Below are 23,258 nucleotides of genomic sequence, written 5' to 3'. Positions count from 1 at the left end.
ACCACTGGTATCCGCACTTTTTCAGCGGTTCACGAGGCTCAGGGAGCCAACTCTTCCTGCTCCTCGCCCTCTTTCGGCGGCGGCATGAGGTCTTCCTTGGTCAGGTGCATCGCCGCCAGAATATTGGCCGAGACATAGACCGACGAGTAGGTACCGACCACCACACCGACAATCAGTGCAAAGGCAAAGCCGCTGATCAACTCACCACCGAAGAAGTAGAGCACCACCAACACCAGCAAGGTAGTCAAGGAGGTCAACAGGGTGCGCTCCAGCGTCTGGGTCAGGGACGTGTTGATCACCTCGTTGGTGGTGCCCCGGCGCATTTTACGGAAATTTTCCCGCACCCGGTCAAACACGACGATGGTGTCATTCAGAGAATAACCGATAACCGCGAGCACTGCCGCCAGAACCGTCAGGTCGAAGTCCAGGCGCAAGAGCGAGAACACACCGAGGACAATAATCACATCGTGAACCAGTGCCAGTACCGCGCCGACGGAGAATTTATACTGGAAGCGAATCGCCACGTAGATCATCACCACGGCCAGGGCGAACAGCATGCCCAGCCCGCCCTGATCGCGTAGTTCTTCACCCACCTGAGGGCCGACGAACTCACTGCGCCGCAGATTGATACTCGCCCCGGTCGCCTCTTCCAGAGCGTCAATCAGAAACTGGGAGTAGACATTGTCCAGGGCATTTTCAACGGCAACGGTGACCGCCTCGCCCTCGGTGGCGATCTGTGTGCGACCGTAGTAGCGCGGGTCAAACAGGTCCGCCGAACGCAGCGCGGACTCACTGACGCCACTGAAAACCAGCACCTCGGAAAACTGGGTCTGGTCGCTGGCGGCGTTGCGCACCTCGGTAATGGTCGCGCTATCGGACAGGGACGCGAGATCTTCTTCCAACTGCTCCAGTACACCGTCACTCAGAGCATCCTGGGTGCGAATCAGAACTTCTGAGTCCGATCCAAACAGAATCGCCACGGGGTTCTCAAGACCCTGCTCATCCAGTACTGAGCGGATAGTGGACAGGTCCGCTGGGCGATCGAAGCCCAGCTCGACCTGGGAACCGCCGGTAAAGTCCAACCCAAACTCCAGACCACGCGTCGCCAGAGAGACGATGGAAGCCAGCAGCAACACGATGGAAATGGCGGCGCAGGTTTTGCGCCAGCCCATAAAATTGATCACTTTTGATTCCGGTAGCATAGTGGCGCTCTCTTAGATCCAGATCTTCTTCAGGTTGCGACGGCGGCCGTACACCAGATTGGCCAGCGCCCGAGTGCCCATGATCGCGGTAAACATGGAAGTCAGAATACCGATGGACAGGGTAACCGCAAAACCCTGTACCGGACCGGTGCCAATAGCGTACAGAATGACCGCCACCAGCAAGGTGGTGATATTGGCATCCAGAATACTGACGAAGGCCCGTTCATAACCGCTGTAAATGGCGGACTGAGGCGAAGCGCCTTCTTTCAGCTCTTCCCGAATCCGGGAGAAAATCAGAACGTTGGCGTCAACCGCCATACCTACCGTCAGCACAATACCGGCAATACCCGGCAGCGTCAGAGTGGCACCCAGCAGGGACATGACCGCCACCAGCAGAAGCACATTGGCCCCCAGCGCCAGGTTGGCAAAAATGCCGAATACCCGGTAGTACACCAACATAAAGACCAGCACCAGCGCCAGCCCGAGCACAACCGAGTTCAGGCCGGTCTGAATGTTTTCCGCCCCGAGAGATGGCCCAATGGTGCGCTCTTCCACAAAGTACATGGGCGCCGCCAGGGCACCGGCGCGCAGCAGCAGCGCCAGTTCGGAGGCTTCCGCCGGGGACTCAAGGCCGGTAATCCGGAACTGCTTGCCCAGCGCACTCTGAATGGTGGCCAGACTGATAATTTCCCGCTCGACGTAGTTCTCCCGCACTTCCACCTGCTCACCGGCTTCGTTGGTCTCAAACTCGGTGCGGGTTTTGTGCTCGATAAACAGCACACCCATGCGTCGGCCGACATTGTCCCGGGTGGCGCGGTGCATTTTGGTACCGCCCAGGCCGTCCAGAGTGATGTTCACCTGGGGCATGTTGGTTTCCGCATCGAAGCTGCTGGTGGCGTTGGCGACGTGATCGCCGGTCAGGATGATCTGACGCTCCAGCTCGGCACCGCCAAAGCGCTGCCTATCTGCCTCACTGCGGTAAGGGAACTCTTCTTTCATGGATACCAGCGTATCCGGGCTCGCCTCCAGGCGGAATTCCAGGTTGGCGGTTTTGCCGATCACCCGCTTGGCTTCTGCGGTGTCCTGAACCCCCGGCAACTGTACGATAATCCGGTTGCCACCCTGACGCTGCACGACCGGCTCGGACACACCCAGCTCATTCACCCGGTTGCGCAGGGTCACCAGGTTCTGGCCCAGGGCGTAGTCTTCAATTTCAGAAATCGCCGTTTCGCTCAACTGCGCGGTAAAGCGGAAGTCCTCTTCCCCGGCATCTTCGGTCTGGAATACCAGCGTGTCATATTCATCTTCCAGCAGGGCCAGGGCCTGGTCACGAAGCTCCGCCGAGCGGAAACGCGCCACAATGCTGAGATCCTCATCCACTTCCAGAGCGTTATAGCGGATACGTTCTTCGCGCAGCGTACCCTTCATTTCGTCGGCAGTGATTTCCTGACGGGTTTCGATGGCAGAGGCGATATCCACCTCCAGCAGGAAGTGCACACCACCAGAGAGATCCAGCCCCAGGCGCATGGGGGTACCACCCAGAGATACCAGCCAATCCGGTGTGGTCGGCGCCTGGTTCAGGGCGACCACAAAATCACCCCCCAGTGATTCCTGCAGGGTGCGACGGGCGGTCATCTGCTCGTCCTCACTGGCCAGGCGCACCAGAACGGCATTCTCGCCCAGCTCAACGCCGGTGTATTCAATGCCTTGGGACTGAAGCTGTTCTTTTACCCGCTCTACCGTGGACGCATCCATGGTGGTCGCACCGGATTGACCGGAGATCTGCACGGCGGGGTCGGGCGCATAGAGGTTAGGCAGCGCGTAAATGAATCCCAGGGTAACAACCCCCAGAATCAAGAGGTATTTCCAGAGCGGGTAGCGGTTATGCATAAACGGTTCCGTGGCTTATTCGACGGTATCGGATACGGATGAAGGCCCGGATTATACCGATTTCCCCCAAGACAACAATGAAAGTAGGGTAATGAACAGGGCGCAGCCGCACCCCGCCCGGTAATTTATGGCGTCAGCGGCGGCACGTCCTTACCGAGGGCCCGATAGAAGTCGGCCACGAAAGCCTCCAACTCGCCGGCGGCAATGGCCTCCCTCAGCCCGGTCATCACCAGCTGGTAGTAGCGCAGGTTGTGGATGGTCTGCAGCTGCGCGCCGAGGATTTCGCCGCACTTGTCCAGGTGATGCAAATAGGCGCGGCTGAAGTTCTGACAGGTGTAACAGTCACACTTCGGATCGAGAGAGCCGGTATCGTGGCGATGCTTGGCATTGCGGATCTTGATCACCCCCTCGTGGGTGAACAGATGGCCATTGCGAGCGTTGCGGGTGGGCATCACGCAGTCGAACATATCCACGCCTCGGCGCACGCCCTCCACCAGATCCTCCGGCTTGCCCACACCCATCAGATAGCGGGGCTTGTCTTTGGGCATATGGGGCGTCAGGGCCGACAGTACGCGCACCATATCTTCTTTGGGCTCGCCCACCGACAGGCCGCCGATGGCATAGCCGTCAAAGCCGATTTCCTCCAGGCCCGCCAGCGATTCCCGGCGCAGAGACTCGTACATGCCCCCCTGCACAATGCCGAACAGCGCGGACGAGTTGTCGCCGTGGGCGTCCTTGGAGCGCTTGGCCCAACGCAGGGACAGCTCCATCGACTTGCGCGCTTCGTCCTCGGTGGCCGGGTACGGGGTGCATTCATCGAAGATCATCACAATGTCCGAGCCCAGATCCCGCTGGACCTGCATGGCTTCCTCAGGGCCGAGAAAAACCGGGCTGCCATCAATGGGCGAGCGGAACGACACACCCTCTTCGGTAATCTTGCGGATATCCCCCAGGCTGAATACCTGAAAACCACCGGAGTCGGTCAGAATCGGGCCGGACCACTGCATAAAATCGTGCAGATCGCCATGGGCCTTGACCACCTCGGTGCCCGGACGCAGCATCAGGTGAAAGGTGTTCCCCAGGATTATTTGAGCGCCAATCGCTTCAATATCCCGGGGCAACATGCCCTTGACCGTGCCGTAGGTGCCCACGGGCATAAACGCTGGGGTTTCCACCACGCCCCGGGGGAACTTGAGCCGGCCGCGTCGGGCCAGGCCGTCTTCCCGGTCCAGTTCAAACTGCATAAAGGAAGACATCTGTTATCCCTCGGAAGGACTACCCGGAAGGTCGCGCGGAGCGGCCGGGTTGCGGGTGATAAACATGGCATCGCCGTAACTGAAAAAGCGGTACTCCTGAGCCACGGCTTCGCGATAGGCGTCCATGATGTGCCGGTAACCCGCAAAGGCGGACACCAGCATCATCAGCGTGGACTCGGGCAGGTGGAAGTTGGTCAGCAACGCATCCACCGCCCTGTATTCAAAGCCGGGGGTAATAAAGATATCGGTCTCGCCCTGGTAGGCGGCCATGCCCTGCCCCGGTTCGGCACGGGCGGCGGCGGTTTCCAGGCAGCGCACGCTGGTGGTGCCCACGGCAATCACACGACCGCCGGTCGCACGGGTGGCGCGCACCTGCTCGGCCACCTGTTCGCTCAGGTCCATGACCTCGCTGTGCATTTTATGCTCGGCAATATTGTCCACCCGCACCGGCTGAAAGGTTCCGGCGCCCACATGCAGGGTGACAAAGGCCAGATTGACGCCCTTGGCCTGCAACTGGGCCAGCAGGTCATCATCAAAGTGCAGACCGGCGGTGGGCGCGGCGACCGCGCCGGCCTTTCGGCCATACACCGTCTGATAACGCTCCCGATCCAGGGCCTCGTCCTCCCGATCGATATAGGGCGGCAGCGGCATATGCCCGAGACGCTCCAACACCGACAGCGCGGCTTCCTCCGGCGGGAAGTTCAATTCGAACAGGTCGTCGCGCCGCCCGGTCACCGCCAGGCGGGTGCCGTCTTCCAGCACGATCAGGCTGCCAATCTTGGGGGACTTGCTCGCCCGGGTGTGGGCCAACACCCGGGCATCGGTGAGCAGACGCTCCACCAGAATCTCGACCTTGCCGCCGGTGTCTTTCATCCCGAACAGGCGGGCGGGAATGACCTTGGTGTCGTTGAACACCATGAGATCCCCGGGCCGGACCTGCTCCAGCAGGTCCGGGAATTGACCGTGGGTCACCTTCCCGGTCGGGCCATCCAGCCCCAGCAGGCGACTCCCGCGTCGCTCGGCGGCCGGTTCACGGGCAATCAGGGATTCGGGCAGATCGTAGTAAAAATCCTGGCGGCGCATAAGACGTGTATTCAGGCAGGTTCAAAAGCCCGCAAGGGTACCGGAAAACCCCGAATTTGGCCACAAAATCACGGGCCTTTACGGCGGATGCGGGCTTATTAATACCGCTGCGCTCGGCCCCTACGCAACCTCCGAAGCCTCGCGTAGGGCGGATAAGGGCAAAGCCCGCATCCGCCGCAACCCAAAGCCCCAAACCTTCCACCACCAAAATCCTTGGTTGACGAACCCCCGCACGCTGCTATAATCCCGCCCCGCAACGCAGTAAACCTGTGCCAGAGTGGCGAAATTGGTAGATGCCGTACAGGATGTACAAATGTCGCGAAGGGCAGGAGCCCGAGAGCGACCGCAGGGCCAGCGCAACGCGCTGGTAAAGACCTGAAACCCGCACTAAAGCACATAGCGGCTTAGACAGTGCCAGAGTGGCGAAATTGGTAGACGCAGGGGATTCAAAATCCCCCGCCCGCGAGGGTGTGCCGGTTCGAGTCCGGCCTCTGGTACCACTTCTTGATAGCTCTACCTCAACTCCTATCCCGTAAAGTACCCATGCGGTGCCAACTATCGATGCGTCCGTTTTTTAGGCTGGTCCGCTGTGAGATCTTTCAGGGAGCCAGAAATATACTTATGGATGATACTGGACACGAAGGTCTGATACGGAACTCCCTCTCTCAACGCCCGCGACTGAATGGCCGTCAAGTCTCTATTGGAAATCCGGATATTGATTCGCTTGTCTTTTTTTGAAGTGTTATCTGCAACAGCCTCCAGCTCTTCTCTGCGAGACTCGGTCAACACTGATTCGAACTCGCCAGCTTCTACGGCGTCAAGCAATTCCTGCTCTTCTTTTGAAACTTTGGGCTTACTCATGATCAGCCTCCAAGGTACAACTCAGTTAAGATTCTGCTAGGGATCATCATAGTTGGGTTACGGCGGATGCGCTACGCTTATCCGCCCTACGCGGGCCTCGGTGCTATCCATAGCCCACCCGCCGTAATCCCATGCCGCGGGGCACGCATTGCGTGCCAAGAGACCAACCTCAGGCTAGTTGATTTCTTCTACGGTAAACTTCTCAAGGTCAATATGCTCATCGTCCCGGTTTCTCACCCGGATGGCGGTTTCTGACCGGGGGATTCCCGGCGCGATATCCAGGTAGAGCGGGTTATCGCCTTCCGCCATCTTTTCGAACACGTTCAGCATCTCGTCTTCATCGAAATGGATGATGAAAAGATACTTGCCGCTGTGAAAACTCATGCGCTTGGGTAAGGGCCTGGGCTTTGCGGCGTCTTCCTCGCTGAGGGGGTAACGTAAGTGATAGAGCTCGCCGTTGAGGTAATTGATCGTTCCCGGGGAATCCGGCCCCGCCATACGGAAGAACTCGGGACGCCAATGGTAGCGGGTGCGCATCCGCTCCCATTTGTCGAAGGGTATGCCTTCGGTTTCGAGGCGTTTTCGCTGCTCTGGCGTCAGGAATACCGTCAGTGACTTCTCGAAATATTGCTCTCTCGGCTTTGGATGATCGCTCATAAAAGCGTCGGACCAGTATTTCTTCCAGTCGTAATCAATGGGCTCAGCTTTTCCAAAAAATATTTCCTTGGTTTTACCAATACCGACCAGCCAAACCGCGACGTTCCCGCCAGGCGCCATACCCACCGTTATGCGCCGATACGTCAAGTGGCCGGCCGGGATTTTATGGTCGCTGTACCCTTCTTTGAAACCCCTCACAATAGCTTCATAGGGAAGATCAAACTCACCCCGATAGAACTGGTCCTCAAGGTAGGAGTAATAAGTAATACGCAAACGATCCGGCAATGGCTTTTGATCCGTCCCTGTCACGTGGGTAGATACGGGCATTCCCCAACCGTGATAAACCGTTTTACCGTCGGGGACGTAAAGTCCGTGATCTTCGCCTGGATACAGAAAAGTTCCGGAGATCACCTCCATCGGATAATCATTGGGCGCCGACTCGGACGCCAGCCACTCCGCTTTGGTCATAGAATCCTCACAACCGAGTAACAGTAACAGTGCCGATAACAGAGTATATCGGCGCCGGGTTTTAACCTTCATGGTATTTTCGCCTACGTTGGCCCTCGTGAAGTCTGGGCGCCATACCCACACTCGAATAGTGCGCAGAAAGATGCAGATACTGATGGCGAATAATACGAAGCAAAGGGTCACGACCCTGCCAATGTTCCGGTCTCGACTCACTACCCGATGCCACGTAAGCCTGTATGCGACTCTGCAGCTCCCGCAATTCGTCAGACTCTTCGCTCAAATCAACGAGCTCCGGAAATTTCTGCTCATTCATACTCACCCCCTCATCCTGAATAAACTCCGCCATCAGTTCCAACGGGATTTTGCTATAGCTGGTTTTCACCAGTTCCCGCTCGGCATGAATAACGTGGCTCAACGTATTGCGGGAAGTGGGTAGCCCCAGCTCCTCCGGGCGATACCAGCCTTGCGCCAGAAGCCAGTCCCGATCGCTGTGGCGGTCCCGCTGATGCCCCCGATAGACAATCTGAGCCTCGGGACCAGACCGGTAGCCTCCACCCACATCGCTATGGGCGCCGGGCAGACATATGCGTTGCCCTTTCCCTCCAGCACTATCAATGGTAGTCAGGGAAAAGTTACTCCGGTACTCCTCCGAAGCCTCCAATTGAACAACGCGTTTGGCTCTACGAATCGAGTCCAGCTTGAGTGCGTTCACATCGTTATTGAACGACATCCCATGGGAGGAAACAGTATCAAAGAGCCCGACCAGATTGACTTCGATTTGATCGGCAGGGAATCCCTCAATCTCCAGCTGCTCGGATATGGGCTCACCACCTGCGTCCATGAGCTTATGGATACAATAGCGGGCGCTCGCAGCCCCACGACTAAAACCATATAGATCAATGGTCAACTGTTTCAGAGTTGAGTCCTCCCCGGAGTTCTGAAACAGTTCACGTATGTTTCCAACGGCAAGTCGGATCCCTTTTGTAACTTTCGCCTCTATACCCGTAGAGCCGGTCCCCATCGCCAACCCCTTGCGATGGTCCGCCTCACGATCCTCGGTGCCAGCACCTTCGACATACAATTTCCGGGCATAGTCGAAACCTTTAGGTGGCGTCCTGTCATCAACCTGCGCTTCCAACAGAGCAATATTGGACCTTCCATTGTTGTAGCTTTGGTAGGCTTTCAGCCCAAGCCATTGATCCTGGAGCTCCTGATACACCTCAGTGTTATTTTCACGCTCCTCCACATTGGTGCGGTTATTGGCCGTCCCATCAAAAAACAACAGCAGCCGAACACTGAGCTTTTTCTTGCCCTCGTCACCCTCATCGCCGCCGCTAATGGGCGGCTGGGGCACAAACACGCCCTCGCCCACCTGTGTCATATCGCTCCTCCTTTGCTGATTTCCATTGCCTTGGGGCGTTTCTCCACGATCAGTGCGCCACGCAGGCCGGCATCGGACGAGCTGTACACCAGATGGCTTTGCGCCCTGGTGTTCTTCAGCAGATCAACTGCCGCCAGCGCCAGCAGCGAAGGGGCCGTGGCGCAGCCCAGGTCGCCGTAATACTCGGCGGGGTGCACCAGCTGGACGTCATCGCCCAGCCGGTCCCCGCTGCGGGTCATGGCCACGCCGTATTCTTTGGCCCAGTAACGCTCGCCGTTCATGCTGCTGTAAATACTGTGAATGGCCGGGCCGTTGTAGTCCGCCAGCGCCGCTTTGAACGCGACGTCCAACCCCTCGCCCCGATAGGGTTCGTCGCTGAACCAATGTCCGATCTCCCGTGCCAGACCCGGCGGATGCACGACGATAATTTGCCCGTTCTCCTCCAGAGCCCTCGCCGGGTCTGCGGTCAGCACTACAAACGCCGCGCCCTCCCCCGGCGCGTAGCCATCGTTTGGGCCCAGGGTCAGGAGCCGATTTTGCTGTTCCGGTATGCGCAGGCGGGTGTAATTATTCGGTGAATCACTGGCGCCAATGACCATGCCTTGCGGGTAGGCCTCCGCCAGGTAGTCATAGGCGAAGGCCACGGCCTCCAGACCCGCCGCACGGCCCGTGTGCCGGCTTCGCAACAATTCCGGCAGCAGCCAATCGTGGCCTGCCAGAGCCAGGTTGGTTTTGAATTTATCCAGGGGAAGGCAGTCGGCGCACAGCTCGGGCTCGTTCATGGCCAGAATCAGCGGCGCCTGCTCGGGAAAGGCGCCCTGCTCCGCCACCTGCCCCAAGGCATGGAGCGCCATTTTGATGGCATGATCTTGCGGTTCGCTGTGAAAGTCTCCCTCATCCAGCGCCCAGCCCGGGTGGTCAAACACTTCATCGGGCACAGACGCCAACCGGATGGGGTTGCCGCTATCGTCGACAAAGCGGGAGAGCGTGTATCGGTTGATACCGGCACCGGCCGCCGCCCAGACCATGGAAACGGAGCCACCAATGGCGTTTACCATGCCCATGCCGGAAAGATAGAGTTGTGGCGCGTCGTCCATATACGCATCGTCCTTGGTCAGACTTTGAAACCAGACCGAAGTCTAATCAGCGGGCTGAGAAGCCGCTAGTTGCGCGTGGCCGCCGGTTACCGTTTTGTGAATAGGCTCACAACAGGCGAACACCACGCGACCGGCTACGGCTACCAGCCCGATGCCGTCCCCCGTCAATTTGACAATCACTCTTGCCAGTGCTTAATTGGCCGAGCTTGGAGGCCTTAGTCAACCGGGCGGCCGACGGCCGGAAATCGCAAATATTATGGCGATCACGAGGCCAACAACGAACAGGATCCAGGCGACATTGGTGGCAGCACCCGCCACGCCACTCAGACCCAATGCCCCGGCAATCAACGCGATGATTAAAAATGTTAAAGCCCATGACAACATAGTTAGTATCCTTGTATTGCGTAAGTGGTATTTCCATACTACGGCGGGGTCCAGTCGGGCGCGTTAACCTACGTTAAGTGAGTAGAAAACAAGCCAGGTTATTTGTGAGTGATCTCATAGAAGGGAGAAAGAGCGTTGAACAGCAACTCTAGCTGCATTATTGAGCAGTTTGGTCGACTTGTTGACTTAACCGACAAAGAAAAAAACCTGCTCAGAACTCTGGAAAAAGACCCCAAGCACTACGCTAGTGGCGATCTGATTTGTGAGACGGGCAGCTCAACCACCTGCTTTTTCACCCTGCAATCAGGCTGGGCCTACTCTACCCGGGTTCTGGCTGACGGCCAGCGACAGGTGTTAGACATTTTTTTACCCGGGCAATTGATGGGCGTGCGCGACATTGGCTTCAACCGTTCCCTGTCGGACTTCATTGCATTGACCGACGTCGAAGCCTGCCCGTTCCCCCAACGACGGATTACCGAAGTGTTTGCCGAGTCTCCCCGTTTGACCGACTTGCTGTTCCTGGTTCTTGGCCTGGAGCACGCTATGCTGACAGAACGGGTGATCAACCTGGGGCGTCGCCCGGCGGCGCAGAGACTGGCACATTTTATCCTCGAAATGAAAGTGCATTTGAATCAGTTTGACGACGAGTTTGAATTGCCTTTGACTCAAACCATCATCGGCGATGCGCTCGGGCTATCTTCAGTGCATGTCAGCCGAACCCTGAAAGAGCTTCGGCAAAATCAGTGGATGCATTTTTCCGACGGCGTGGTCACCATTAATGATCTGGATGCCATGGTGGACTTCTCCGGGTTTAACAGGACGTACCTGGACTCCCTGGTGGATTGGCCACGTTGTCCCGCTGGCTCTTAACCTGGGTTATTGCCACTGCGTGATTTTGTACTTATTGTGTCGGCTCACTTAATAATGGAGCTTATTTATGCTAGATACGATCAAGTCTTCCACACAGCCCAAGGTTTGGGCTTTGGTTTTGTTAATGTTGCTCGGCGGCGGATTGATAACTGGTTGCGAGCAAGGGCCGGCAGAAGAAGCGGGTGAGGCAATTGATGACGCCGCCGATGATGCTGGCGATGCCGTAGATGATGCGACCGACTAACCAAGCCGGTAACCGGGGCGCTTTTGCCGCCCCGGCGCTCACAAGGAATTGTAGGTATTGGCCCCACCATCGTCACCACGAAAGGCGGGCGGCCACACTCACCTCATCAGCGCGCAATGAAAACGACCAGCCGTAGCGCTCACACAGCCGTTGAACGATACCCAGCCCTAAACCATACCCGTTTGGCGACGACGCCTCGGTCGGCGTATGCTGTTCATCAGCGTCACTGCGTACCTGGTTGGTGATAAATAGCACTCGCTCCTCGACGTGAATCGTGACCGGCCCTTGTCCGTCGAGCGTGTGCTCGAACGCATTACGCACCAAATTGTTGACCGCGATAGAAAAAGCCTGTGCATGTCCGCAGGCTACTGATCTTGATAGATCACCGATTTCAACATCGATAAAGTCGATCTCAACATCCACGAACTTACCGTTCAACAGGTAGCGCTGCTGGTCTATCGCTTGCCTTACCAGTGGCATCACCAAAAACTGCTCCTCGTACAGCCCGTCGTCGATTTCGCGAGCGAGACACAAAAACATCTCAATCGTGGTTTTCATGTCCAGTGTCGAACGCCTTATTCGATCCAGCACCTCCACATCGGTCGTCGACAGATCGCTTTGCTCCAGAAGCTCCAGCGCGCCTGTTATCACGGTGATCGGCGTGCGCAACTCATGACTGGCTGAGCTGGTAAAGTATCGCTCCCTCGCCACAAAAGCGCTGATGCGCTCAAGCGTCTTCTCTATGGTCTCAGCGAGCACGCCGACCTCATCATCGCCGAACCGGCTAGCCTCTATACGTTTATGATCTCCAGCCGATAGATTTTCCAGGTCGATGTCCTCGACCATCTTGGCGAGTTGCCAAACAGGGGCAACGGCCCTGCGCATCACAATGATTCCCAGCCCGAAACCGATAGCACCGAGCGCACCCACAACACTCGTGATAAGGAGCAGCCACCACCAGTCCTCTGACGATGCCGCCTCTATCCCGGCAACGTCCAATACCACAAATGCGTTGTTCTGTTCATTGCCAGCAGACACTACCGCGACATGCAATTCCTCCGCAGTGAACTCGTACAACCCCTCAGAGGGGTTTGTCTGCCCCCACTCCCGTAGTGACTCCGGCAAACCAGAGGCATCATCGTATCCGCGAGGGTTCGCCATCAGAGTTGGATAGTTATCGGCGGCACGCTGTAACTGATTCACCAGTACACGATCTTCGCTCAGCCTGATCGCAGCGAAGAAAGCCAAGCCCCAGACCACACTGAGCGTAGCAACACATATCGCAAAGGCAATGGCGACACGCTTGCGCAAGCTCTGCCGGTACATCAGTGATCGCGCTCCGAAATTCGATACCCGATGCGATGCACCGTATGAATCAGCGGGGTGTCGAACGGGCCATCGATAGCCTGCCTAAGCCGGTAGAAGTGCGAGCGAAGCGCATCACCATCGGGGCGCTCGTCAGCCCACAATAACGTTTCGAGCTCATCGCGAGCCACAACAGCCGGGGCCTCTTCCATCAATCGCTCCAGTAGTCTCATCCCGGCAGGCGTAAGGTCGACGCGACGCCCCGCCCGATGCACTTGCAGCGTAGACCTGTTCATCGTCAGATCACCTACGGTCAACAGGTTATCCGTATGCCGGTGACTGCGTTTGTACAGCGCCTGAAGTCTCGCATGTAACTCCTGCAATGCGAATGGCTTGACCAGATAGTCATCGGCTCCAGCCTCAAACCCCTTGATCTTATCGTCCAGCGTGTCTCTCGCGGTCAGCATAAGCACAGGCGTTCCTACTGAGCTGTCAGCTCGCAGTTTCTGGCAGAAACTCAGGCCATCCATCCCTGGCAGCATCAAGTCCAGAACAATCACGTCGTAGGTATTCGATAACGCCAGGTTCATGGCTCTTATACCGTCATAGGCGAAATCCAGGACGTAGCTATGCTTTTCAAGGTACGCAGCAATGTTCCCGCAAATATCGCGGTTGTCTTCGACAATCAGCGCTCTGATCGGCACTTCACCCAATTGGCGTACCATCTTTTCCCTCCGCTACCTGGCGCTATTTACCAGGCCCATTTACCAAGCATAGTCCAGCCGCAGACCAATCAGCGGCTCGGCTTCGCTACTGTCTTCTACTTCAACGCCTCGGCGGTAGTCAAACTCCGCCTCGTCACTCGAAGACGCGGCCGTTGCATTGATGACATCGAGAAAAGATGTCACATCTATGGGGACAAAGGCACGCCGATAGTCAACGCGAACGTTCACCAGGCTGTAATCGTCTTTACGACCAACATTACGCTCAGTGATCTCTTTTGAGTATCGCAGAGGCTGTCCGGGTCCCAGCACGTCTGAGTGAATAATATACTCTTCGTCTGGCCGGCCCGAAAGGTATTTATAGCGCCCGGCGACCTTCCAGCGGTCGCTGATTTCCCAGGTCAGGCCGAAGGTCGCAACATGCTTTCGGCTGAAGTCGGCGGCCACTTCACCGCGACCATCCTTCCGGTCTATGACTATATCGTTGTACGAGTAGGTTGCGGTCGCGTAAATACCTTCACGAAGGGTACCGTTCACCACGAAATCAACGCCGTACGATGTGCCTTCCCCCCTATTGGTAAAGACACCGCTTGTGCGATCCTGGTCGACCACCAGGTTATCGAGACTCTGATAATAGGCCTCCGTCAACACCGACCAATTATTGTTCAGGAAATACTTGACACCGATACTTCTGTGCGTAATTTCTTCGTTCTCAAGATCGTTTGACTCGTTGGCGGCAAGCTCCAGGAACCGCGGCGACTGATGAAAGAGCCCTGCGGTCGCAAAGTACCGAACCGTTTTATTCGGCCGCCAGTTGACGCTGAACCTTGGTGAGGCGAAGCTGTCATCAGAAAATCCGTCCCGCTCGACCCGCACGCCGGTACCAAAATCCCAATCACCGACTTCAAAAACCTGATCCACGTAGCCCGCATAGCTCGTTTCTTTCCGATTGACTGAAGAGTTGATATTCTCGGGAGTCAGCACAATATAGCGCTGTTCAGGGTCTGGCCGGAAATCATCGCTGTCGTAGACAAACCGGCTCCAGTCACCATCGAGGACAGTGTTGTAATCGAGTTCAATTTGCGTCAGCCGAACACCCGCACTGAATAGACCCCATGTATTCACGGTCTCAAAATCGCTTCGCCAGCCGGTCTCCGTTTCACCTTCACCGATGGTAATAATGTCCTCGCGCACCGGAAAGCTGGACGCCGGTGATCCCTCAGGCACTTGATCAGGAAATGCTTCGCCCTCTGAACTGATTTTGTCGCTTTTTCGGTAGTAAACCTTATTGGTCAGAACGGCGTCTTCACCAATCAAAGACCGCAATGTCAGTCCGTACAGATCACTGTCCTGTTCAGAATCCTGAAGCGCCGCATCCTCGAAGTTGGGCGATTCAAAAACATGGGTGACGCCGCGAGTATAGTCTTCGTGGGTATCCATCAACAGAACTTCGAACGTATGATTCTCGTTGATGGGTACAACCGACTTGACGATGATGTCTCTCAAGACAGGATCGCCAATATCCAGCTCTTCGATGGTTTCAAATAAGGCACCAAAATCCAGTCGTCGGGCCGAAACGAGCATCGTAGAGTCTTCAGTGATACCGGTAGGGCCGTCGTAGCCAACTTCAAAGCCCGCAAGGTCAAGGCGCAGACTCGCTGAAGGGCTTGGATTGCCATCGGCCACTTCCAGCTTCAGTAGCGATGCCGCCTTACCGCCATAGGCTGGCCCCCACCCTCCCGGTGAGAACTCGGCACCACTGATCACGTTCGGCGCGAAGATCGAGAAACGACCGCCACCTCCGACATCTTCGTCTTCACCCAGCGATGCATCAAAGTGCACCGCCTTATCGAACGGGAAGTCATCTACGAATAGCAGGTTATCTCTAGGGCCACGGCCGCGTACGCTAAAGTTGGCGAATTCACCGGTGGATGCCAGGCCTGGCAACCCGTCCAGCGAGAGGAGCGGATCGGCGCCACCGCCAACCGCACTGCGCAACGCCTCTCTATCGAGATAGGTGCTGGACGCTGAGGCAACGGCGGATCTATCCGCTTGCTGTGCTCGAACCAGCACTTCCTCAATCGTCTGCGGCCTGAGTTCGAAGCCAATCTGGACATTTTTGCGCGTAATCACACGGATGCTGGGTTCATACGCGGTAGCAAACCCGCCTTTAGCGACGTTTACCGTGTAGAGGCCGGGGTCGAGCTGCTCAACGACAACACGACCTTGTGCGTCGGTTTCTACTGATCGCGTGGCGTTGGTTTCCCGCTCCGTGAGCGTGATCTGAACAGTCGAGAGCGGCCGCTCAGTCTGATCTTTCACAACGATCGTCAGCGCACCGGGGGCCTCGGCGGCGTGGGTCAGAAGTGGAAACCCCATCAGGAACACCGACAGCGTCAACCACAATACCTGTCTCAAACGCCTGCCTATACTGCTATATCGCCTGCTCATATTGCCTTCCCTCCGAGAATCGACCGTAATGGGTAGATGAAACGTTCGGAGGTTAACAGCGTCAATGTGACTAAAACGTCGCTGAAATGTGAAGGCTCCACCAGAGCCTGGTGCGGATGCTCCGGAGAGGGGCAGAGCCAGCCGTCTGGGGCTACAAGGGTTCGCCCTCCCCTTCCAGTGCGCGTATCTGCCCCAACTCTTCCGCAGTCAGCGCTTTGTAACCCCTCAGATACGGCCAACCATACCCCCAGCGAAACCCGGTAGGCAGAAAGGGCGTACCACCGACTCTGACCCCTGCCAGCATAAGCAACGCGACTTCTGGCTCACCTACGTCGGCAACGCAATGCTTCAATTCATTATCCGCATCCATACGGTCCCTGTAGGTACCGCCTTGCCAATAGGCATAGTCATGGGCGATGCAGCAGGATAACCAGAGTTCGTTATTCTGGACTGTGCCGTCCGGAAAGGAGCTACACCCATCGGTCTCAAAGGGTTGAAGATCGCCGGCAACGGCACCGAGGGGAAGAAGCAGTAGCGTTGCCAGAGCTCTTTTCATCACAACCAACGCTTACCCTTTACCGGCACTCATAGCTATCGGCAGACGCCTCATCACCGCCAATATAGTGCGGATGCTCCGGATAGGCGCAGAGCTTTCGGCTGGCGGGCTCCGGGTTTTCACGGGAGGCGATGACATCCTCCGGCGCTTCGCCGTTTTCCACCCAGTCGACGACTACGCTCAGCAGATCAACGGAATCGTAGGTATTGGCCCCACCGGCGCAATGGCCCATGCCGGGTACGTGGTAGTAACGGCTGGCTTCGCTCCAGCCTTCATTGGCTTCACCCGCCCGCTGATAAAACCCGAGCGTGTCGTAGGCCGAGAACCAAGCATCGCTGACGCCGTGATAGAAGAGGATCTTCCCACCGCGATTGATGAAGGTGGAAAAGTTGGTCCAGCCGTAACTGTCGGTGCGCGACTGCATCGGATCATTGCGCAGCTGCGCATCTTCGGCATCGATATCGATCTCGGTCTGCTGGGCACTGGCGCCGGGCGAGAAGAAGTTCTCACCGGGAATATAGGTCATGCTCCCCTCGATCATACCGGTATCGACGGGAAAGGCGGGATAGATCTCGTAGCCGGCGCTGTTGACCAGCGGCGCGAAGGCCTTGTCGAGCGCGTCCGCCTGCGCCTGTGAGATACACGAATCGTCCCCCTCTTCCTCGCAGACAAGCCGGTTGGGGTCGAAGTCGCAGCCACGGACATTGGCGATGACCCCGTCTTCAAGACCATCCAGACCGTCGCATTGCGCCAGAAGCCCGTCATGCACCGCGCGGCGCTCTGCCGGAGAAAAGGCGCGGCCAACTTGCGGATTGCCCTCCTCGTCACGGGGCGCTATCTCGTTAAAGGCCACCACCGCCTTGCGCAGGGCGAAATTCGAGTTGCCCGTGCGCATGGCCGGCGCGCCGACCACGGCGCCGTCGAACAGCATGGGGTAGCGCTGCGCGGCCAGCATGCTCTCGCGACCACCGGTCGAGCAGCCGGAAATATAGGTATGGTGCGCCGCCTGCCCGTAATACGCCTTCACAATTTCCTTGCCCAGCTCGGTCACCTTGGCCACGGACTGTCCGGTAAAATCGAGCGCAGCCTGCTGATCGGCCATAAAGGACGCATCGAAACCGTGCTCGCCCTTGTGCCCACCATCGGTGGAAATCACCGCAAAACCGCGCGCCAGGGCCGGCGTGTCGCCGGCCGCATTGCCGCCAAGCGGCGGGTGCACGGTGCCATTCAGTCCGCCACCGCCCTGAAACAGGAAGCGGCCGTTCCAGTCCACCGGCATGGCCAGCGCGAAACCGAGGCCATAAGTCTTGCCGTCAGCGCCCTCGCGCTCATTGCTCATGCCCTCGACATAGCAGTGATCCGGCAGCTCCACCGTCGTGCTGGCGGGGCCGTCGCCGAAGTTGAATGAACCGACCGGTTTTTCCTCGGCGCTGGTGATTTCGGTGTTCGCCATGTCAAGATTGGTCATTGCCGAGCAGGCGTTGTTGACCGTCAAGGCATCGCCGCCGGAAAGCACGTTTGTCCCACATCCCGCGACAGCCAATGCCGCGAGTCCAATCATGAATCGGCTCATCGTTTTCGCTCCTTTTTATCGCGCCCCCAACAGTCGAGAGAAACAAGCTAGTAGGCTGTCGAAAGTTCCGGTATTTTAGCTCTAATAAAGTGGACCGCGTGGGTGCCCTACGAAGCGACGCGGTGCGCCAATTCTATCAGGCGGGCATCACGTGCTTTATCCAGCGATGACGCTAAGACGGCCGCATTGAATGTTTTGATGACCTGGGTCGATTCCAGTAATGGAGCTGCTTTTAATACATCGACCTTGTTGTTCTCTTTCATCCAGACCAATACGTCGGCCAGATGCCATACGGGCGAGCTACTGCTTACCGCTGGTGCCGGGAATCGTACCGTGGTTTTGGCCAGGGCCCCCTTGGCGTATTTTCTGATCGCTTGCCGGGTGACCGGTTGCACTTGTTCTGATATCCACTCGGCGATTTCCGACAGGTTAAGCAGGTCCGGCCCCGCCTCGGTCAATCGCGCGCCCGGAATGGCCGTGAGTACGTTCGATACCGCGCTGACCAACGCCGAGCTTGCGTCTTCGGCCTCGCGACAGAAGTCCAGGGCAATGACACCGGGTTCACCCGTGCCAACCAGCGCATCATCGCAGCCCGCCTCGAACAGCGCATCGAGGTAGCCTTCCGGGTCCGCTTTGGCGTTCGGCAAGTCGAAATGCAGAACAAAGTTATAGGTTTTCATCGTCTGAACCTTGGTGCGCGTGAATACAGTTATCGACCCATTGGCGAACCTGTCGGGCAAACGTTTCGGGATTTTTGGGCGTCGACCAGATGCTGCTCCGGCAAAAGCGCCCACACCGGCAGTCGCCGTCATTATGAGGGCACAGCAGCGCACCCCAAGCGTGGGCGCTTTTCCCTGACGGCTTATAGCGCCAACCACGGCCCTCCGCGTATTGGATCGCCGCTTCAATGGCCGGTTTCGGGTGTTTTGGTCTTGCCATCCTTTGCCTCCGAGGGTTATTTAAGCTTTTTTGTTGTCATATGACAACGATTTATTAGTTATAGAAAATTCCCTTTTTATTCCGGGAGTCAGTAATACCAACAGCCGCTTCCCTTTTATCAAATCATGGGTCAGGCCTTACGATTGAAAGAAAAGGCCCGTCCTCTACACTCCTATAACCTGCCCGCTGCCTCCGCCAGGCTAAAGACTATCGCCCACCTTCAACCCCTGCAAATCCCTCGGCGTAGCCCCCAAATCCCTCCAATTCTCCGGATGGCAGGAAAACAGTAGCACCTGATGTCGGCGGGCGGCATCGAACAGGATGCGTTTCATCTGGTCCAGGCGCTGGGCGTCGCTGTGGACCAGGGCATCGTCCAAGATAATGAGGGTGGGTTTGCCGGCTTCGCGCAGCAGGTCGGCGTAGGCCAGGCGGCTGATCAGGCCCATCTGCTCCCGGGCGCCGTAGCTTAGGGACGGCAGATCACCCTGCTCTTCTCCCGTGCCCTGGGGGCGTGTGAGGGTGGTGGGCATGAGGTTTTCGTCCACGCTCAAGTGGGCCTGGGGGAAGAGCAATTTCAGGTAGTGGTTCAGGTGTTTCTGCAGGGGCGCCTGCAACTGACGGGTCAACGCCTGGCGTTTGTCTTTGAGCAGGTTGAGCAACAGGTCCAGCGCCCGGGCGCGCCGGGTCAGTTCATCCCGGCGCTGGGCCAGGCGCTGGTTGATCTGCGCTTCTTCATCGCGCTTTTCTTCCAGGCCTTGGGCGCCCTGCTCTTCCAGGCGCACTTGCAGGTCGCGGATGCTTTGCGCCCGCTCTCGCGCCTGGGTTTCCATCGCATTTGCGGACTTTGTAAAGCGTTCGATGTCCTGCTCAAGCACTTCAGGCTGCGCGGCATCAATCTGCTTTTGCCGGGCGTCGATGGCGGCGGTGAGTTGATGCTCCCGGGCTTTGAGCTCGGTCAGTTCCTTATTGGCGCGCTCTTCGCGTGCCTTGCGATCCGGCGCTTGCAGTTCGGCGTTGAGTTTGTCCCATTCGGCGTGGGCGTTGGCACTGGCCTGCTCGGCCAAGCACTGTTGCTGTTGGTGTTGGTTGAGGGCGTCTTCTGCTCGTTTGAGTTCGGCGCGGGCCGCTTCCAGGTCGGCCTCGGCGTTTTCTTCGGAGGTTACGTCGGCTTGCACTTCGGGCAATTGCGCCCACTGTGCGCGCAGTGCTTCCAGGCGGGCGACGTCCTGCTCGGCGGTCGTGCGTAAGGCGTCGACGCCTTTGGGGGCGAGAATGTCCAGCCGCGCCTGTTCGCGCTTGATAGCTTGCGCCAGCCGCTGGCTTTCAGCGGCGCGCTGCTCGCCCTCTTCGAAGCTCGCAACGTCGAGACGCCGCCGTAAATTTGCCTGCTCGGATTGCAGGGCTTCCTGCTGGCGCAGTAGGTCGGCGACGTCGGTGCCGCCGGGTTGAATGCGCAAGCGGCCGATGCCCGGAATGTGCAGCTCGGTCGCTTCCACCAGCAGGGTTTCACCCTCACCGGTGACGGTCTCTTCGCCGACGGTGATGGATTGTTCCGGTTCCAGTTCGTAGTTCAAGCGGGTCGCGAGGGCTTTCTGTCGGATGACCAGTTCCGCCAGCGCCTGCTCGGTGCGTTTCAGTTGGGCCAGCGCGGTCGGGTCAATGTCTTTGGCGGGCTGCTGAGTATGCAGTTCCTTTAAGGCCGCTTGCAGTTCGTTGGCCTGTTTGAGCGCGTCCGCTTGTTGGCGCTGGCGTTCGGCCAGTTCGTCGATCTGCTGTTGCAGCCGGGCGCGTTCCGCCTGGTGGCGGGCTTGCTCGCGCAAGCTCCGTGCCCGCTCATAGGCTTGCTCGGCGTCGGCGCGGCGTTTTTCCAACTGGGGCCGGCGGGCGCGGCATTCCTGCAACTGGGCTTCGGCTTTGGCTTTGTCTTCGGCGCGCTGAGTGAGTTGGTGCTGCTGGTTTTCAAAGTCTTGCAGTTGCTGGCGATACACCGCCTGGCTTTGGCGGCAGGTGTCCAGGGCCTGCTGGTCCTGTCGCTGTTCGCTCTGCCAGCGTTGGACTTCGCTCAGTTGGCGTTTTGCAGCGTCGGCTTTTCGGCGCTGCTCTTCCCAGGGGCGGGCGGCATCTACGGTCTGCTTTTGTTCGATCAATACGCCGAGCTGATCCACCTGTTGGCGATACTGCTCGACGGACTGGTTCAGGGCGTCGAGGCGTTCCTGGCTGTGCCGGTAGTCCTCCAGTACTTTTTTGTAGTCTTTGGTTTCCTTGCCGGTGGTGGTCAGCAGTTCGGCGCGCTCTTTTTCCACCCGCGCGATCAGCTCGTCGCCACCGGTGCTGGCCACTTCGCCCAGGCTCTGGCCCAGTGCCGACTGCAGGTGTTCGCCCGCGTGGTTGACCGGGCCCTGAATGTCCTGCACCGCGCCCTGCTCTACCCACAGCAGGCCGGGAATGCCCCAGTGTTCGGCTTTGCTGCCGCCGCGTTTGGGGAATTGATAGCCGAGCATTTCGGCGAGTTTTTCTTCCGCCTCTTCGCCACTGAAGTGTTGGCTGCCGACTTTGAGGTCGCAGCGTTTTTTGCCGAGGAATCGCTTGTTGAGCGTCCAGTGTTTGCCTTGCCAGTCGAACTCCAGTTCAATTTCCGGGGTGGCCGACGTGTCGCCCCAGGGCTGAAGGTCGTCCACGCTGCTGGATTTGTAGCGCTCGAAAAAGGCGGCTCGGATGGCGCGCACCAGGGTACTTTTGCCAGACTCGTTGGGGCCGACAAAAAGGTTGATGCCGTCGGTGAGATCGCGGATTTCCAGGGGCTGGCGGAACTGTTTGAGTTGGTCGAGACGCAGACGGGTCAACTTCATTGGGCGCTCTCCACCTGTTCGCTCTCGGAAGTCGTGCCATTTTCACGCAGCATGCCGGCCAGTATCGCCAGGGCCGTGCGGGCGGTGTCGGCTTCCTCGCCCTGGCCTTCCTGCCGCTCGCGCAGCTCGCCAATAACCTCGCCCACGTAACCGTCCGCGTGCAGTGCGGCGATATCCTCCTCGGTGGGGATCAGGTTCAGCCCGGACAGGTGAGACTGAAAGCTGCGGTGGCGGGCCTCGGCCCCACCGAGGTAGTGCAGCAGCGTCTGGTAGCCGGACAGGTCAACTTCGCCATCCAGCGTCAGGTCCACCACCGAGCGCGGCGGCAGAGCGTCCAGCTCGGCGATCAGCCGATCCAGGTCGCTGGCGACACCTGCGGCCAGGGTGCCCTGGTGCTTTATCCATTGGAACTGGCCGGTGGTGTGGGCCTGTACCTGAGGCTCAGCACCGGGCCGTTCAATATCGACAATCAAGGCCTGGCCGGCGCCATTGTCTTTGAATCGCTCCTGCTCAGGCGTGCCGCTGTAACGCGTGCGGGCGTCGATGGTTTTGTAGCCGTGCCAGTCCCCCAGGGCGAGATAGTCCAGCCGGGCGGTGGCGGCCCGGTCGGCGGCAATGGGGTTGGTGGAGTCGATTTCTTCGGCCAGTTGGCCCTCGACGCTGCCGTGGGCGAGGCCGATGCGTAGCAGGCCTTCGGGGGTGTCGGCACGATCAAACCATTCGGTGAGGTCGTTGTAGGTCTGCCGTTGGGTCAGGGGCGCGGGCAGTACGGCAAAGCCCAGGTCCTGATAGACGCGGACTTCCGGCGTCAGTAGCAGATCGACATTGTCCGGCACGGCGCTCAGGCGCTGGGCGTGAGTCCAGACGCTTTCCGCCAGGGCGGCGTCGTGGTTGCCGGGGAGGAGCAGCCAGGGGCCGGTAAAGCCGGCCATAACCTGAAAGGTGCGGTGGATGGTCCGATCCGATAAGTTCTGAGCATCGAACACATCCCCGGCGACCAGGACGGCATCCACGGCCTGTTCGGTGGCCAGTGCAGCCAGCGTCTCAATGACGGTGAAGCGGGCGTCCGCCAGGATTGAGGCGTCCTCTTCGGCGAAACGGCTGTACTGGCGGCCGATCTGCCAGTCGGCGGTGTGGAGAAAGCGGGGCATGGGGCGATCCCTGTCGGTTCAAGCGAGCATTTTATAACGAGTGGAGAGTGTACCTAAGTTGCATGGGTTGCCATAGGGTTTGGAGATGACGGCCGCTGGGTGGCAGGGTTTGGGTGGGAGATTGTCGGCTTACGCGCTTTGCGCTAAGCCGACCTACGAGGGGGCGGTGGATGTGGTTGGGGTGGGTTACGGCGGATGCGCGCCTTTGGGCGCTTATCCGCCCTACGCAGATTTCGGGTGTTAGCCGCACGATGGACAACGGGCGGCATGGGTGCTTGACGGTGTTGGTTGGCTTGTGGATACTGCCTGAAAACGAACA

The 23,258-nt window shown here is 58.3% G+C and carries 19 protein-coding genes and 1 tRNA gene; 3 read left to right on the top strand and 17 right to left on the bottom strand.

Annotation, left to right across the window (positions count from 1 at the left end; all coding sequences use genetic code 11):
• Positions 1-38: 38 nt before the first annotated feature.
• From secF to queA, 4 genes are all read right to left on the bottom strand, one after another.
• The gene (secF, locus tag N645_RS0102035; RefSeq protein ID WP_024459846.1) at positions 39-1,202 is read right to left on the bottom strand and encodes a protein translocase subunit SecF; all 1,164 of its coding nucleotides are present in this window, start codon (positions 1,200-1,202) and stop codon (positions 39-41) included.
• Positions 1,203-1,214: 12 nt separating this feature from the next.
• On the bottom strand, positions 1,215-3,092 hold the full coding sequence (secD, locus tag N645_RS0102030; protein WP_024459845.1) for a protein translocase subunit SecD: 1,878 nt from the start codon (positions 3,090-3,092) through the stop codon (positions 1,215-1,217).
• 125 nt (positions 3,093-3,217) lie between these two features.
• Positions 3,218-4,336, bottom strand: coding sequence for a tRNA guanosine(34) transglycosylase Tgt (gene tgt, locus N645_RS0102025; protein ID WP_024459844.1), 1,119 nt, complete (start codon positions 4,334-4,336; stop codon positions 3,218-3,220).
• A gap of 15 nt (positions 4,337-4,351) precedes the next feature.
• Positions 4,352-5,431, bottom strand: a complete 1,080-nt coding sequence (gene queA, locus N645_RS0102020) for a tRNA preQ1(34) S-adenosylmethionine ribosyltransferase-isomerase QueA (RefSeq protein WP_024459843.1) — start codon at positions 5,429-5,431, stop codon at positions 4,352-4,354.
• Positions 5,432-5,844: 413 nt separating this feature from the next.
• Between queA and N645_RS0102015 the strand changes: the two genes are divergently transcribed.
• Positions 5,845-5,931: transfer RNA gene (locus N645_RS0102015), tRNA-Leu, on the top strand.
• A gap of 55 nt (positions 5,932-5,986) precedes the next feature.
• Here N645_RS0102015 and N645_RS0102010 read toward each other — a convergent pair.
• The 5 genes from N645_RS0102010 to N645_RS17670 form a co-directional block, all read right to left on the bottom strand.
• Positions 5,987-6,292 carry a CopG family antitoxin gene (locus N645_RS0102010; protein WP_024459842.1) on the bottom strand — a complete coding sequence of 102 codons (306 nt, stop codon included), beginning with the start codon at positions 6,290-6,292 and terminating at the stop codon, positions 5,987-5,989.
• Positions 6,293-6,466: 174 nt separating this feature from the next.
• Positions 6,467-7,417, bottom strand: coding sequence for a DUF2931 family protein (locus N645_RS0102005; protein WP_024459841.1), 951 nt, complete (start codon positions 7,415-7,417; stop codon positions 6,467-6,469).
• A 61-nt stretch (positions 7,418-7,478) separates the two neighbouring features.
• Entirely contained in the window at positions 7,479-8,798 is a 1,320-nt protein-coding gene (locus N645_RS0102000) for a phospholipase effector Tle1 domain-containing protein (RefSeq protein WP_024459840.1), read from the bottom strand.
• Entirely contained in the window at positions 8,795-9,895 is a 1,101-nt protein-coding gene (locus tag N645_RS0101995; RefSeq protein ID WP_024459839.1) for a hypothetical protein, read from the bottom strand. Before N645_RS0101995 ends, N645_RS0102000 begins: the two co-directional genes overlap by 4 nt.
• A gap of 219 nt (positions 9,896-10,114) precedes the next feature.
• A complete protein-coding gene (locus N645_RS17670) occupies positions 10,115-10,279 on the bottom strand; it encodes a DUF1328 domain-containing protein (RefSeq protein WP_024459838.1) in 165 nt (54 codons plus the stop codon).
• A 135-nt stretch (positions 10,280-10,414) separates the two neighbouring features.
• Between N645_RS17670 and N645_RS0101985 the strand changes: the two genes are divergently transcribed.
• Both N645_RS0101985 and N645_RS18140 read left to right on the top strand, forming a co-directional pair.
• Entirely contained in the window at positions 10,415-11,149 is a 735-nt protein-coding gene (locus N645_RS0101985) for a Crp/Fnr family transcriptional regulator (protein WP_024459837.1), read from the top strand.
• A gap of 67 nt (positions 11,150-11,216) precedes the next feature.
• On the top strand, positions 11,217-11,393 hold the full coding sequence (locus N645_RS18140) for a hypothetical protein (RefSeq protein WP_193744940.1): 177 nt from the start codon (positions 11,217-11,219) through the stop codon (positions 11,391-11,393).
• A gap of 72 nt (positions 11,394-11,465) precedes the next feature.
• On the opposite strand, the gene N645_RS0101975 is transcribed toward N645_RS18140, so the two are convergent.
• The 8 genes from N645_RS0101975 to N645_RS0101940 all read right to left on the bottom strand — a co-directional run bounded on the left by N645_RS0101975 (position 11,466) and on the right by N645_RS0101940 (position 22,939).
• Complete coding sequence (locus tag N645_RS0101975; RefSeq protein WP_202960761.1) at positions 11,466-12,719, bottom strand: HAMP domain-containing sensor histidine kinase; 1,254 nt, start codon at positions 12,717-12,719, stop codon at positions 11,466-11,468.
• The gene (locus N645_RS0101970; RefSeq protein WP_202960768.1) at positions 12,719-13,396 is read right to left on the bottom strand and encodes a response regulator transcription factor; all 678 of its coding nucleotides are present in this window, start codon (positions 13,394-13,396) and stop codon (positions 12,719-12,721) included. Before N645_RS0101970 ends, N645_RS0101975 begins: the two co-directional genes overlap by 1 nt.
• Before the next feature lie 66 nt (positions 13,397-13,462).
• Positions 13,463-15,820: a TonB-dependent receptor gene (locus N645_RS0101965; RefSeq protein ID WP_238559181.1), complete on the bottom strand. Its 2,358-nt coding sequence runs from the start codon at positions 15,818-15,820 to the stop codon at positions 13,463-13,465.
• A gap of 202 nt (positions 15,821-16,022) precedes the next feature.
• Complete coding sequence (locus N645_RS0101960; RefSeq protein ID WP_152521630.1) at positions 16,023-16,427, bottom strand: hypothetical protein; 405 nt, start codon at positions 16,425-16,427, stop codon at positions 16,023-16,025.
• A gap of 19 nt (positions 16,428-16,446) precedes the next feature.
• Positions 16,447-17,766, bottom strand: a complete 1,320-nt coding sequence (locus tag N645_RS0101955) for a DUF6351 family protein (protein WP_369755115.1) — start codon at positions 17,764-17,766, stop codon at positions 16,447-16,449.
• A 341-nt stretch (positions 17,767-18,107) separates the two neighbouring features.
• Positions 18,108-18,680 (bottom strand): hypothetical protein, encoded by a 573-nt coding sequence (locus tag N645_RS16495; RefSeq protein WP_024459831.1) that lies wholly within the window; start codon positions 18,678-18,680, stop codon positions 18,108-18,110.
• 459 nt (positions 18,681-19,139) lie between these two features.
• Positions 19,140-21,788, bottom strand: coding sequence for an ATP-binding protein (locus N645_RS0101945; RefSeq protein ID WP_024459830.1), 2,649 nt, complete (start codon positions 21,786-21,788; stop codon positions 19,140-19,142).
• The gene (locus tag N645_RS0101940) at positions 21,785-22,939 is read right to left on the bottom strand and encodes a DNA repair exonuclease (RefSeq protein WP_024459829.1); all 1,155 of its coding nucleotides are present in this window, start codon (positions 22,937-22,939) and stop codon (positions 21,785-21,787) included. The genes N645_RS0101945 and N645_RS0101940 overlap by 4 nt, the downstream gene beginning before the upstream one ends.
• Between the last annotated feature and the right edge of the window lie 319 nt (positions 22,940-23,258).

Origin of the sequence: Marinimicrobium sp. LS-A18, from assembly GCF_000463525.1 — a bacterium.
Classification (GTDB): Bacteria; Pseudomonadota; Gammaproteobacteria; order Pseudomonadales; family Cellvibrionaceae; genus Marinimicrobium; species Marinimicrobium koreense.
This window is presented reverse-complemented; position numbering and strand designations above follow the sequence as displayed.

Bases quoted from the DNA above. Each gene is read 5' to 3' on its own strand.
- secF (WP_024459846.1), bottom strand. From the start codon at position 1,202: ATGCTACCGGAATCAAAAGTGATCAATTTTATGGGCTGGCGCAAAACC.
- secD (WP_024459845.1), bottom strand. From the start codon at position 3,092: ATGCATAACCGCTACCCGCTCTGGAAATACCTCTTGATTCTGGGGGTT.
- tgt (WP_024459844.1), bottom strand. From the start codon at position 4,336: ATGCAGTTTGAACTGGACCGGGAAGACGGCCTGGCCCGACGCGGCCGG.
- queA (WP_024459843.1), bottom strand. From the start codon at position 5,431: ATGCGCCGCCAGGATTTTTACTACGATCTGCCCGAATCCCTGATTGCC.
- N645_RS0102010 (WP_024459842.1), bottom strand. From the start codon at position 6,292: ATGAGTAAGCCCAAAGTTTCAAAAGAAGAGCAGGAATTGCTTGACGCC.
- N645_RS0102005 (WP_024459841.1), bottom strand. From the start codon at position 7,417: ATGACCAAAGCGGAGTGGCTGGCGTCCGAGTCGGCGCCCAATGATTAT.
- N645_RS0102000 (WP_024459840.1), bottom strand. From the start codon at position 8,798: ATGACACAGGTGGGCGAGGGCGTGTTTGTGCCCCAGCCGCCCATTAGC.
- N645_RS0101995 (WP_024459839.1), bottom strand. From the start codon at position 9,895: ATGGACGACGCGCCACAACTCTATCTTTCCGGCATGGGCATGGTAAAC.
- N645_RS17670 (WP_024459838.1), bottom strand. From the start codon at position 10,279: ATGTTGTCATGGGCTTTAACATTTTTAATCATCGCGTTGATTGCCGGG.
- N645_RS18140 (WP_193744940.1), top strand. From the start codon at position 11,217: ATGCTAGATACGATCAAGTCTTCCACACAGCCCAAGGTTTGGGCTTTG.
- N645_RS0101975 (WP_202960761.1), bottom strand. From the start codon at position 12,719: ATGTACCGGCAGAGCTTGCGCAAGCGTGTCGCCATTGCCTTTGCGATA.
- N645_RS0101960 (WP_152521630.1), bottom strand. From the start codon at position 16,427: ATGAAAAGAGCTCTGGCAACGCTACTGCTTCTTCCCCTCGGTGCCGTT.
- N645_RS0101955 (WP_369755115.1), bottom strand. From the start codon at position 17,766: ATGAGCAATGAGCGCGAGGGCGCTGACGGCAAGACTTATGGCCTCGGT.
- N645_RS16495 (WP_024459831.1), bottom strand. From the start codon at position 18,680: ATGAAAACCTATAACTTTGTTCTGCATTTCGACTTGCCGAACGCCAAA.
- N645_RS0101945 (WP_024459830.1), bottom strand. From the start codon at position 21,788: ATGAAGTTGACCCGTCTGCGTCTCGACCAACTCAAACAGTTCCGCCAG.
- N645_RS0101940 (WP_024459829.1), bottom strand. From the start codon at position 22,939: ATGCCCCGCTTTCTCCACACCGCCGACTGGCAGATCGGCCGCCAGTAC.